Below are 14,072 nucleotides of genomic sequence, written 5' to 3' on the forward strand. Positions count from 1 at the left end.
GGGTCGAAAAACGTCTCGGGCTGGGGGCGGTCGGGGTGGGACGCACCGGCTCAGCCGCCCATCTCGTCCAGAACCGCGGCCTCCACCGCGGCGGCGAACTCCCGCAGCGTCTGGTGGTCGAACACGGTCCGAGTGGGGAGACGGACCGCGAACGCGGCTTCGATCTCCCCGGTCACGCGGATACTGGCCACCGAGTCGCCGCCGATCTCGAAGAAGTTGTCGTGCACACCGACCCGGTCGAGCTTGAGTGCGGTGGACCAGATATCGGCGACGACCTCTTCGGCGACCGTCTCCGGCGCGGTGTAGCGGGCCCGTGCGGCCGGCGCCCAGTCGGGGGCGGGCAGTGCCCCGCGGTCCACCTTGCCGTTGTGGTTGAGGGGAAGCGCGTCCATGACCGTGAGCACTGCGGGCACCATGTAGGCGGGCAGGGACGCTCCCAGCGCTGCCGTCAGCGCCCCCGTGTCGGGTGCGTGGCCGGTTTCGGGCCGGATATGGCCCACCAGGACCTGGGTGCCCGAGGGGGCGGTGGCCACGGTCACCGCGGCCTGGGCCACCCCCGCGCACGCGGTCAGCGCGGCCTCCACCTCGCCCAGTTCGATGCGGTGCCCGCGCACTTTGACCTGGCCGTCGGCACGGCCCAGGAACTCGATGCGGCCGTCGGTCCCCCAGCGCACCACGTCACCGGTGCGGTAGAGCCGTCCGCCCGAACCGAAGGGATCGGCCACGAACCGTTCGGCGGTGAGCCCGGGACGCCCCTCGTAGCCGCGTGCCACACCGTCGCCGGCGAGGTAGAGCTCACCGGGCACCCCGACCGGTACGGGCCGCACCATCGCGTCGAGCACGTAGGCCCGGGTGCCGTCCATGGGGCGACCGATGGGCGTCCGGGCGGACTGTGCTCCGACAAGGTCGATCGGGGTGCAGGTGGCGAAGGTCGTCGTCTCGGTGGGGCCGTACACGTGCACGACCCGGGTGGTCGGGCACGCCTGGAGCACGCGGGCGAACGCCGCGGGCTGGGCGGCCTCGCCTCCGGTCCACACCTCGCCCAGGTCGGCGAAGCACTCCGGATCCTGTTGGGCGAACAGGGTGAACAGGGCGGTGGTGAGAAACAGTGCGCGCACGCCGTGCTCCCTGCCGGCCCGGCGGATCTCCGCGGCGGTGAGGTCGCCCTCGGCCACGACCACGGCACCCCCGCCCAGCAGTGGCGCCCACACCTCGTAGGTGGCGGCGTCGAAGGCGTGCGGGGAGTGCCACAGCACCCGTTCGTGGCCGCGGCGCCAGTGCCGGTCCAGGGCCAGGCCCACGATGTTGTGGTGGTTCACGACCACGCCTTTGGGCGCACCGGTGGAGCCGGAGGTGAACATCGTGTACGCGGCTGTGGCCGGGGGCACCGCGACAGCGTCGGCGAGGGGCCCCGAGTCGGGGCCGAGGTCGGTGTCGGGCCCGAACTCCAGGATCTGCGGCACCGAGGTGTCGGGAAGCCGATCCGCCATCGCGGGGTTGACGACGGCCGTGCACGCCCCGGTGTCGGCGCGTAGCCGGGCGACCCGGTCGGGCGGGAACGACGCGTGCACGGGAACGTAGGCCGCGCCTGCCTTGAGCACGGCGAGCATCGCCACCACGACCCGTGGGGAACGCGGCATCAGCAGCAGCACCCGCGACTCAGGGCCCACCCCCAGATCGCGCAGCCGTGCGGCGAGGCGTCCGGACTCGGCGTCCAGTTCGGCGTAGGTGAGGGTGCGTTCGGTGGAGATCAGCGCAGGGGCGTCCGGGTGCTTGGCGACCCGGGCGCCGAACAGGTCGGTCACCGAGCCCGCCGGCAGGTCGGCGTGCTCGCCCCGGGCCAGGCCCAGGGGGCGGTGCGGTGCGGTGCGTTCCAGCCGGCCCAGCGGAGCGTCGGGAGCGGCGGCCAGTGCGGTGACGATACCGGCCAGGTCGGCGAGCAGTCCTCGGATCGTGGCCGCGTCGAAGTGGGCCGGTTCGTAGCCGATGAGCAGCCGGATGCGCTCGGTGGCGTAGGCGCTGAGGGCCAACGGGTAGTTGGTGGCCTCGCTGGCGGTCACACCGGAGACGGTGACGCCGTGGTCGGTGGTGGTGGTGTCGGGGTAGTTCTCGAAGACGACGATGCTGTCGAACAGGGGGGTGTCGGCGGGGAGGTCGGTGTGGTTGTGGATGGCTGTGAGTGAGATGTGGTCGTGGGGGCGTGAGTGGAGTTGGTTGTCTTGGATGGTGTGTAGCCAGTGGGTGACGGTTGTGGTGGGGTCGATTCGTATGCGTACGGGCAGGGTGTTGATGAAGATGCCGATGGTGGATTCGACGTTGGGGAGGTCGGTGGGGCGTCCGGAGGTCGTGGCGCCGAAGACGATGTCGGTCTGGCCGGAGTGGGCCGACAGCAGCAGCGCCCACGCGCCCTGGACCACGGCGTTGACCGTGAGCCGGTTGCGGCGTGCGAATCCGTGGACCGCCTCCGAGGCGTCGGCCGACAGGTCGTGGCTGATGCGCAGACTGGAGCGGGCGGCGCGGACGTCCTCGGGTGCGCGGTCGTAGGGCAGCGCGACGGGGGTGTCGAACCCGGCCAGTGCGTCGCGCCAGTACGCGAGCCCGGCTTCCTGGTCCTGCTCGCCCAGCCAGCGCAGGTGCTCGCGGAAGCCGGGGCGCGCGGGGAGCGCCCCGCCGCGGTAGGCGGTGAGGACGTCGTCGAGTACCAGTGGCAGGCTCCAGCCGTCCAGGAGCAGGTGGTGGAAGGTCCAGACCAGTTGGACCCTGGTGTCGTCCAGGCGGGCCAGCGCCACCCGCGCGGCGGGGGCGACGGCGAGGTCGATACCGGTGGCCTCGTCGGCGGCCAGTAGCGCGGTGAGCGCGTCGGCCTGTTCTGCCGGGGAACGTCCCCGCCAGTCCAGCACCGTCACGGGCAGCACGGCGTCGCGGTGTACCAGCAGCACGGGGGACGGCGTTCCCCGCCACACCGCCGACGTGCGCAGCAGGGGAGTGGCCGCCACGAGTTCCTGCCAGGCACGGGCCAGCGCTCCGGTGTCGTTGACCCCGTCGAGCTCCAGCACGATCTGTTCGAGGTACGCACCCGAGTCGGGTTCGAGTAGGGAGTGGAAGAGCATGCCCTGTTGCATGGGGGTGAGGGGGTAGACGTCCTCGATGGTGCGGCCCGCCCCGACGAGCCGGTCGAGGGTCTGCTGGTCCAGGTCCACGAGCGGGAAGTCCGACGGGGTCGCGCCGCCGCGACCCTCGGCGAGGCAGAAATCGGCCAGCTCGGCCAGTTCCGCGGTGAAGCGCTCCGCGAGCCCGGTCACGGTGGACTCCTCGTGGAGCGTGCGCGAGTAGGCCCAGTCGAAGACGAGGGCGCCGCCCTCCAACCGGCCCACCACGTCGATCAGGTGGGCGCGCTCGGCCCCGGGGGACTCCGCACCTCCCGGCCGGATCGAGGTGAACAGGGAATCGGGGCCGGTGGTGTCGAAGCGGCCCAGGTAGTTGAAGCTGACGGCGGGGGTGGGGACGGCGGCCAGTGCGGCCTGTTGTTCGCTGGTGCCCAGGTAGCGCAGTGCGCCGAAGCCCACGCCGCGGTTGGGCACCGCGCGCAACGTCTCCTTGGTCTCCTTCAGCGACGCGGCCCGGTCGGTGCCGACCCCCAGTGCCACGGGGAACATGCTGGTGAACCAGCCCACCGTGCGGGAGGTGTCCACTCCCTCGAACAGGTCCTCGCGGCCGTGGCCCTCCAGATCGACGAGGATCCGTTCCCTGCCCGTCCACGCGCACAGCACCCGGCCCAGTGCGGCCAGCAGCACGTCGTTGACCTGCGTGCGATACACCGCGGGGACGTCCTGGACGAGGCGCCGGGTCAGGTCCGGGGGGAGTGTCGTTGACACCAGGGAGCGGGAGGCGACCGTGTTGTCCCCTGTCCCGTCCACCGGGACCGCCGCGGGTGCGTCCAGGTTCGTCCAGTAGTGGGTTTCGGTGTCGAAGCCGCCGGTGGTGGTGAGGGTGGTCAGTTGTCGGGCCCATTGGGGGAAGGGGGTGGTGCGTGGTCCGAGGTCGGGTGGGTGGCCGGTGGTGGTGTGGGTGTAGGCGGTTGCGAGGTCGTCGAGGAGGATGCGCCAGGACACGCCGTCCACGATGAGGTGGTGGGCGACCAGGAGCAGTCGGGTGGGTTCGTTGTCGTTGCCGGTGAACAGGACGGCTCGGATGAGTGGTCCCGTGGCCAGGTCCAGGGATGCCTGCACCCGCTCCACCACGGTGGCGACCAACGCATCCAGCGCCTCTCCCGTTGCCGTTGAGGCGTCCACGAATTCCACGACCGGTCCGGCATCGGCCTCGGTGCCGATGCGCGGCCCCGGGCCGTCGCCGCCGTCCACCCGCAGCCGCAGCATGTCGTGCCGGTCCAGCAGCACGCCGATCGCGGCCACGAGCGCCGCGCGGTCCAGGCGTTGGGCCGTCTCCACCAGCACCGACATGGTGAAGTGGTGCGGGGACAGCGGGTGGGTGTCGAAGAACCACCGCATGATCGGCGTCTGCGCCACCGGCCCGTACACGGGGCCGTTGACGGCCCCCGCTTCGCGGGCCGGTGGTGCGGCTGCGGCCAGCGCCGCCACGGTCTGGTGGGTGAAGACGTCCTTGGAGCTGAGGGAAACCCCCGCGCGGCGGGCGCGCGAGACCAACTGGATGCTGACGATGGAGTCGCCGCCCAGGTCGAAGAAGTTGTCGTGCACGCCTACCCGGTCCACGCCCAGGACCGAGGCGAACACCTCGGCCAGCACCCGCTCGGCGTCCGTGCGTGGGGCGACATGGTCCCCGGCGCTCTTCGCCCCGGGGGCGGGCAGCGCACGATGGTCGGTCTTGCCGTTGGGGGTGCGGGGGATCGCGTCCACGACGACCACGGCCGTGGGCACCATCGCGCCCGGCAGGACCGCGGCCACAGCCGTGCGCAGCCGTGCTCCGTCCGGCACGCTTCCCGGGCCGCCCACGACGTAGCCCACCAGCTGCCGCACACCGGGCCGGTCCTCACGGACCACGGCCACGGCCTGGCGCACACCGGGCTGGGCCGCCAGCGCCGCCTCGACCTCGCCCAACTCGATGCGCACACCGCGCACCTTCACCTGGCCGTCGGCGCGGCCCAGGAACTCCAACTGCCCCGAAAAGGTCCATCGGGCCAGGTCGCCCGTGCGGTAGAGGCGCCCGCCCGAACCGAAGGGGTCGGCCACGAACCGCTCGGCGGTCAGCGCATTCCTGCCGTGATAGCCGCGGGCCACGCCCGCCCCGCCCACGTACAACTCACCCGGTGCGCCCACCGGTACCGGCCGCAGGAATGTGTCCAGCACGTAGATGCGGGTGCCCTGGACCGGACGGCCGATCGGTGGGGTGCGGCCCGGTTCGAGGGGGTCGCTCAGCGAGGCGGCGATCGTGATCTCGGTCGGCCCGTAAGCGTTGACCATGCGCCTCCCCGGTGCCCAGCGGCGCACGAGTTCGGCCGGGCACGCCTCGGCGCCCACCACCAGGGTGCGCAGGTCGGGGAAGTCGCCTTCGGGCAGAGTGGCCAGTACCGACGGCGGAACGATCGTGAGGTTGACGCGGTAGTCCCGCAGCACCCCGGCCAGCGCCTCTCCGGCCAGTGCTCCCGGAGGTGGCAGGACCAGCGCGGCACCTGAGCCCAGGGCCATCAGCACCTCCATGACGGAGGCGTCGAAACTGGCGGAGGCCAGTTGCAGGACCCGGAACCCCTGCTCGGTGGCGAAGCGGTGCGCCTGCGCGGCGGCCAACTCCGCCACCCCCCGGTGGGTGACCACCACTCCCTTGGGAGTGCCGGTGGAGCCGGAGGTGTAGATCAGGTAGGCGGCGTCGTCCAGCCCGATGACGGGCCGTACCGCCTCGGGTGCCGATCCGGCGGGCGTCCTCGCCAGCGCGTCCGGGGACACCCGGCGCACCCCCTCGGGCAGGGCGAGGGCGGTGCCGTCGCCGGCGATGACCACGCGGGTCCCGGAGTCGGCGATCATGAACGCCAGACGCTCGGGCGGGTAGCCGGGATCCAGCGGAAGGTAGGCGGCCCCGGCCCCGACCACGCCCAACAGTGCTGCGACCAGGTCCGGGCCTCGCTCCAGCGCAACCCCCACCACCGCGCCCCGGCCCACGCCCAGGGCGAGCAGGCCCTCGGTGACGGTGTCGGCGCGATCCGCCAGACCTGCGTAGTCGATCTCCGTGCCGGCACTGATCAGGGCCGGCGCGTCAGGGCGCTGTGCCACCTGCTCCGCCAGCAGCTCCACCAGAGTCTGTGCGCGCGACGGCCCCTCGGGGGCACCCCACGTGTGCAGGACGAGGTCCCGTTCGGCGGCGTCCTGTTGCGGCAGCGCCGCGAGGACGTGCTCCGGCCCGGCCACGAGCGCATCCACCAGACACAGGAACCGGTCCAGGAGGGTGGCGGCGGTATCCGGATCGAAGTGGGCGGGGTCGTACGCGAGATGGAACCCGACGCGCTCGCCGTCGTAGGCGACCAGGGTCAGGGGATAATTCGTGGCCTCGTGCGCACCGGCCTCCTCGACGGTGACGCCGTGGTCGGTGGTGGTGGTGTCGGGGTAGTTCTCGAAGACGACGATGCTGTCGAACAGGGGGGTGTCGGCGGGGAGGTCGGTGTGGTTGTGGATGGCTGTGAGTGAGATGTGGTCGTGGGGGCGTGAGTGGAGTTGGTTGTCTTGGATGGTGTGTAGCCAGTGGGTGACGGTTGTGGTGGGGTCGATTCGTATGCGTACGGGCAGGGTGTTGATGAAGATGCCGATGGTGGATTCGACGTTGGGGAGGTCGGTGGGGCGTCCGGAGGTCGTGGCGCCGAAGACGATGTCGGTCTGGCCGGAGTGGGCCGACAGCAGCAGCGCCCACGCGCCCTGCACGACGGTGTTGGGGGTGAGGCGGTGCTGCCTGGTGAAAGCGTGCAGTGCCGCCGAGCGCTCGGCCGACAGCTCAGCCGTGCTCCGCTCGGTGGAGCGGGCGGCGCGCGCGTCGTCGGGACGGCGGTCGTAGGGCAGCGCGACGGGGGTGTCGAACCCGGCCAGCGCGTCGCGCCAGTGCTCCAGGGCGGCGCCGGGGTCCTGATCGGCCAACCAGCGCAGATAGTCGCCGAACGCCGGACGGGGCGGCAGGACGGCGCCGCGGTAGGCGGTGAGGACGTCGTCGAGTACCAGTGGCAGGCTCCAGCCGTCCAGGAGCAGGTGGTGGAAGGTCCAGACCAGTTGGACCCTGGTGTCGTCCAAGCGGGCCAGCGCCACCCGGACCGGAGGCCGGGCTGTCAGGTCCAGGCCCGCGGCCTCGTCGGCGGCCAGTAGCGCGGTGAGCGCGTCGGCCTGTTCTGCCGGGGAGCGTCCCCGCCAGTCCAGCACCGTCACGGGCAGCACGGCGTCGCGGTGCACCACCTGGACCGGGGCCTCCAGGCCCTCCCAGGCCACCGTCGTGCGCAGTACCGGTGTGGCGGCGGCCACCGAGGTCCAGGCGCGGGCCAGCGCGTCAACCTCCCCACCGACCCCCGCCACGACGTAGCAGACCTGCTCGACATAGGCGGCGGAGTCGGGTTCGAGTAGGGAGTGGAAGAGCATGCCCTGTTGCATGGGGGTGAGGGGGTAGACGTCCTCGATGGTGCGGCCCGCCCCGACGAGCCGGTCGAGGGTCTGCTGGTCCAGGTCCACCAGGGGGAAGTCCGACGGGGTCGCGCCGTCGCCGTCCTCGGCGAGACAGGCGTCCACGGTCGCGGAGAGTTCCGCGGTGAAGCGCTTTGCGACCTCGGTGATCGTGGCCCGGGAGTGCAGGGTCCCGGAGTGGATCCAGTCGAACAGCAGCCGGCCCTCGACGACGCGGCCCACGACGTCGAGCACGTGGCTGCGCACCTCGTCCGGTGCGTACTCGCCGCCCGCGTTGAGCACGACCGAACCGATCAAAGACGTGTCCGCGCCGGTGGTGTCGAAGCGGCCCAGGTAGTTGAAGCTGACGGCGGGGGTGGGGACGGCGGCCAGTGCGGCCTGTTGTTCGCTGGTGCCCAGGTAGCGCAGTGCGCCGAAGCCCACGCCGCGGTTGGGCACCGCGCGCAACGTCTCCTTGGTCTCCTTCACCTGGTCGCAACGGTCCGCCCGCGTCCCCAGTACCACGGGGAACATGCTGGTGAACCAGCCCACCGTGCGGGAGGTGTCCACTCCCTCGAACAGGTCCTCGCGACCGTGGCCCTCCAGGTCCACCAGCACCTGCCGCGCGCCGGTCCACGCGCACAGCACCCGGCCCAGTGCGGCCAGCAGCACGTCGTTGACCTGCGTGCGATACACCGCGGGGAGGTCGTGCAGCAGCCGGTGCGTCGCCTCCTCGTCCAGCTCGACGCGCACCGTCTCCCGGGTGCTCTCGGTGGTGTCGGTGGCGTCGGGGAAATCGAGGAGGAGTTCGTGGACGGCGCCGTTGGCCAGGTTCGTCCAGTAGTGGGTTTCGGTGTCGAAGCCGCCGGTGGTGGTGAGGGTGGTCAGTTGTCGGGCCCATTGGGGGAAGGGGGTGGTGCGTGGTCCGAGGTCGGGTGGGTGGCCGGTGGTGGTGTGGGTGTAGGCGGTTGCGAGGTCGTCGAGGAGGATGCGCCAGGACACGCCGTCCACGATGAGGTGGTGGGCGACCAGGAGCAGTCGGGTGGGTTCGTTGTCGTTGCCGGTGAACAGGACGGCTCGGATGAGTGGTCCCGTGGCCAGGTCCAGGGATGCCTGCACCCGCTCCACCACGGCGCGTACCGCCGGGGTGCGGTCGCCGTCCGTCGCGGCGAGGTCGGCGACCTCCAGCGGCAGCTCGGCCTGCCCCACCGGTACCACCAGAGGAGACGGGGCGCCCTCGGCGTCGCGGGGAACCCGCAGCCGCAGCATGTCGTGCTGGGCGGCCAGGGCGTCCAGCGCCCGCGCCAGCGCGGTGATGTCGGTGCCGGTGTCCAGATCGAGCAGCACCGACATGGTGAAGTGGTGCGGGGACAGCGGGTGGGTGTCGAAGAACCACCGCATGATCGGCGTCTGCACCACCGGCCCCTCCGCCGGGCCGCTGCCGACGGCCCTGGCACCGTCGGCGTCAACCGGTACTGCCGCCTCGGCCAGCGCCGCCACGGTCTGGCGGGCGAAGACGTCCTTGGAAGTGACCAGGAGGCCCGCGCGCCGGGCCCGCGCCACGACCTGGATGCTCAGGATGGAGTCGCCGCCCAGGGTGAAGAAGTTGTCGTGCACGCCTACCCGGTCCACGCCCAGGACCGAGGCGAACACCTCGGCCAGCACCCGCTCGGCGTCGGTGCGCGGCGGCGTGAAAGCGGCTGTGCCCAATGCGTCGCGGTCGGGGGCGGGCAGTGCGCGGCGGTCCACCTTGCCGTTGGCGTTCAGCGGCATCGCCTCCATTCGGACGAGGACCGAAGGCACCATGTACTCCGGCAGCGTCGCGGTGAGCAGCCCGCGGATCGTCTCGGTGTCACCCGTCCCCACCAGGTAGCCCACTAGTTGGCGCACCCCTGCGTCGGTCGAGTGGACGATCACGGCCGCTTCGTCCACGCCCGGGAAGCGCAGCAGCGCCGACTCCACCTCCCCGAGTTCGATCCGGAAACCGCGGACCTTCACCTGGGCGTCGCCGCGGCCCACGAACTCCAGTTCCCCGGTCGTTGTCCACCGCACCAGGTCCCCGGTGCGGTACAGCCGTCCGCCACCGCCGGAGGGGTCGGCGACGAACCGTTCCGCGGTGAGCCCCGGGCGCCGCCAATACCCGCGAGCCGTCCCCGCACCGCCGATGTAGAGCTCTGCGACCACCCCCGCCGGGACCGGCCGCAGGAACCCGTCCAGGACGTGCACCCGCATCCCGTCCAATGGTGAACCGATCGGCGGTGCCACCGTTGACGCGAACCCCGGGACGAGTGGCGAACAGGTCGCGAACGTAGTGGTCTCGGTAGGGCCGTAGATGTTGGCCACCACCGTGTCCGGGCAGGCCCGCACCACCCGGGCCAACGCCTGCGGGTTGGCGGCCTCGCCGCCGGTCAACACGGCGCGCAGCCCCGCGAAGCAGGCCGGGTCCTGGCCGGCGAACAGGACGAACAGCGCCGTCGTGACGAAGGCCGCCGTGACGTCGTACTCCCGGACCAGACCGGCGAAGGAGACGGGATCGAGTCGTCCGGGGGGCGCCACGACCACGGTCGTTCCCGACAGCAGAGGCACCCAGACCTCGTAGGTGGCGGCGTCGAAGGCATGCGAGGAGTGGAAGAGGACACGGTCGTGACGCCCGCCCCGCCACCGCTGGTCGGCGGCCAGGGCGACGATGTCCTGGTGCGTGACGGCCACGCCCTTGGGCGCGCCGGTGGAGCCGGAGGTGAACATCAGGTAGGCGAGGGTGTCCGGTCGCACCGCGCACGCACGCGCCTCGGGTCGGGCGACGGCACCGGATTCCCGTGCCACCAGCCCCGATTCCTCCAGGACCAACAACGGGCAGCCCAGGTCCTCGGGCACTCTCGGTGTCGAGGGGGTGTCGGTGAGGACGCAGACCGCACCGGTCTCCCCGGCCAGGTGGCGTACCCGTTCGACCGGGTCGCCGGCGTGGGAGGGAACGTAGGCGCCCCCTGCCCGTAGCACGGCGAGCATCGCGACCACGGTGTGGACGCCACGCTCCACCACCAACAGCACCGGCGACTCCGCGCCCACCCCCAGGGCCCGCAGCCGCTGTGCCAGCAGCCGTGCCCTCTCGTCGAGCTCGGCGTAGCTCACCGGCCCCCCGGGACCGTCCAACGCCGTCGCCCGGGGGGCGGTCGCGACCCGGGACGCGAACAGCTCGGGCACCGTGGCCGGCGCCGCAGCCGCGACGTCGCCCCTCCATCGTTCGAGCGTTCGCCGTTCGGCATCGGTGCGCAGGTCCAGTGCGGCCAACGGTGTCCGGGGGGAGTCGGCTGCCCGGTTGACCAGCGATCCCAGCGCGGCGGCGAGCCGGGCGATGCGCTCGGGCCGGTAGAGGTCGGTGTTGTACTCGATGTTCAGCCGCAGTCCGCCGGCGTGCTCCTCGAACTCCAGGACCAGGTCGAACAGGGCACACGCCCGCGGAAGGTCCAGTGCCTCGACGTCGAGGCCCCCCAGTTCCAGTCGCCCGGAGTGGGCGTTCTGCACAACCAGGAGTGCCTGGAAGAGCGGTGTGCGAGAGGGGTCGCGTTCGCCGACCAGTCGTTCGACCAACAAGTCGAACGGCACCTCGTTGTCGAAGGCGGTGAGCACGGTGTCGCGCACGTCGCCCACGAAGGACTCCAGGGTTGCGCGGCGGTCCAGCGTCGAGCGGATCACCAGGGGGTTGACGAAGAACCCGACCACCGGGTCGAGCTCGGGGCGGTCGCGCCCCGCGGAGGCCACGCCCAAGGCGATGTCGCGCTCGCCCGATACCGAGGCCAGCAGGACCTGTGTCACCGCGGTCAACGTCATGAACAGGGTCGCCCCGCAGCGGCGTCCCAGCTCTCTGAGCCCCCCGACTGCGGCAGCGGGGATCGTCGAGCGGTGCACCGCGCCCGTCGTCGTGCGGATCTCCGGACGCGGATGGTCGGTGGGGACGGCCAGTACCGGCGGTTCGGCGAGGTGCCGGGACCAGTACTCCAGGCTCCGCTGTACCCGGGGCCCGTTCCAGCGTCCCTGCTCCCAGACCGCGAAGTCGGCGTAGCGTGGCCCCGGCGCTGGGGGGACGGCCTGCTCGCCCCGTACCCGGGCGCGGTACAGGGCGGCGAGGTCGGCGGTCAGCACGTCCAGTGACCAGCCGTCGCTGACGATGTGGTGCGCACTGAGCACGAGCACGTGCTCGTCGGTGTCCTTGCGTACCAGCAGGGCCCGAAACGGGGGCCCTTCGGCGAGGTCGAAGGGCCGGGCCACCTCGGCGGCCAGCAGCCCCGCCAACGCTGACTCGCGCTCGGCCGGAGGCAGCGAACCGAGATCCTCGTGGCGGGTGAGGGCGAGGGGGTCGGGCACCGCGGCGACGCGCTGCCGCGGTTCGCCGTCCACCTGCTCGAAGACGGTGCGCAGCGACTCGTGCCGGTCGGTGAGGTCGGCCAGCGCGGCGCCCAGTGCCGTGGCCGACAGCGCACCGCGGATCAGGTAGGCGCTACCGGTGTAGTACTCGGCACTCGTCTGCTCGTACTGGTCCAGGAACCACAGGCGGCGCTGGGCAAAGGACAGGGGAAGCGGCCCCGTGGCGGAGGTCCTCCCGATGACGGCGTCGGTCGCGTCCTGCGCGTCGCGCAGCCGCTCGGCGAGCAGCGCCGCGGTGGGCGACGCGAACAGGGCGCGCCGCTCCAGTGTCCGACCCGAGACAGCGGTCACCCGCGACAGCACCCGGGCCGCGAGGATGGAGTCGCCGCCCAGGTCGAAGAAGTCGTCCTCGACACCCACCCGCTCCAGCCCCAGGGCAGCGGCGAACTCCTCGGCCACGGTCTGCTCGACGGAGTCGCGGGGAGCGGTGAACGACGTCTCGAACGTCGGTGCGGGCAGGGCGGCCCGGTCCACCTTGCCGTTGGCCGTCATCGGCAGCGCCTCCAGCACCACCACCGCTGAGGGCACCAGGTGCTCGGGCAGCGTCGCGGCCAGTGCGGCACGCAACGCGTCGGGTGAGACCTCGGGGGCGTCGGGGGCGACGACCGGGTAGGCGACCAGCCGTCGTTGTCCGGGTCGGTCCTCGCGGACCGTCACCACGGCGTGCAGCACCCCGGGCAGAGCGGTGACCGCTGCTTCGACCTCGCCGGGCTCGATCCGAAAACCCCGGAGTTTCACCTGGTCGTCGGTGCGGCCGAGGAAATCGAGGTCACCGTCGGGCCGGATCCGCACGAGGTCACCGGAACGGTACATCCGGGCACCCGGAGGTCCGAAGGGGTCGGCGACGAAGCGCTGCGCGGTCAGCCCGGCGCGGCCGTGGTACCCGCGGGCCAGCCCTCGCCCCGCGATGTAGAGCTCACCGGTGCCGCCCGGCCCGAGCGGGCGCAGCGCCTCGTCCAGGACGTAGACCGACGTCTCCTGCACCGCCCGTCCGATCGGCGGACGTCCGGTGCCGTCCAGGGGGGCGCTCATCGTGGCGCACACCGTGGACTCGGTGGGGCCGTAGCCGTTGTACATCCGCCGGCCGCGCGACCACAGCTCCACCAGTTCGTCGGGACAGGACTCCCCGGCCACCATCAACGCGGCCAGGTCGGGCAGGCCCGTGGGGTCCAGGCCGGGCAGTACCGCCGGGGGCAGGGTCACGTGCGTGATCCGCTGCTCGCGCATTGTGGCCACCAGCGAATCGCCGAGCAGTCGCTCCTGGGACAGCACCACGAACGCCGCGCCGTTGAGCAGCGACATGCAGACCTCGAAGATCGAGGCGTCGAAACTGGGGGAGGCGAACTGCAGTACCCGCGAGTCCGGCTGCACCGCCATACGCACGCGCTGGGTCTCGGCCAACGCGGCTATCCCCCCGTGGGTCACCACTACGCCCTTGGGGACGCCGGTGGAACCCGACGTGTAGATCATGTAGGCGGCCTCCTCCACCCCCGGAGCGGCCGGTAGGACTGCCCCGTTGCCTTCGGCCCGTTCGATGAGCAGCGTGCGTACCCCGGCCGGTACCACGCGGGCAAGGCCCTCCTGGGTCAGCACCAGTTCCGCCCCGGAGTCGGCGACCATGAACTCCAGTCGGGCACGCGGGTAGGCCGGGTCCAGCGGCAGGTAGACCCCGCCCGCGCGCATCACCGCCAGCAGCGCCACCACCAGGCCCACGCCCCGCTCCAGGCACACCCCCACGGGCGCTCCCCGCGAAACGCCGCCGGCGACCAGTGCCGCGGCCAGTTGTTCGACCCGTCCGGCCAGATCGGCGTAGGCCAGGGTCTCGTCCTCCGCGACCAGCGCCACTGCCTTCGGTGTGCGCTGTGCGTGCGCTGCGAACAGGTCCGGCAGCGCACACGCGGTCCGTGCCGCCCGGTTGAGGGAAGGGCTGACGTGCTCCGCGGTATGGGTGGACTCCTGGGCAGACGGCACGGGGCCCTCTCCTTATGGTGTTCTTCGACGGCCGTGCGACCGGCCGACCGTTACGGGGGACTGCGGGAAGGGTGC

1 protein-coding gene is annotated in these 14,072 nt (G+C 72.1%); it reads right to left on the reverse strand.

All coding sequences use genetic code 11. From position 1 onward, the window contains the following. Window positions 1-50 precede the first annotated feature (50 nt). Window positions 51-13,997, reverse strand: coding sequence for an amino acid adenylation domain-containing protein (locus tag AC0VYP_RS08070; RefSeq protein WP_475473277.1), 13,947 nt, complete (start codon window positions 13,995-13,997; stop codon window positions 51-53). Between the last annotated feature and the right edge of the window lie 75 nt (window positions 13,998-14,072).

This window comes from Nocardiopsis sp. iso_186 (assembly GCF_056173365.1).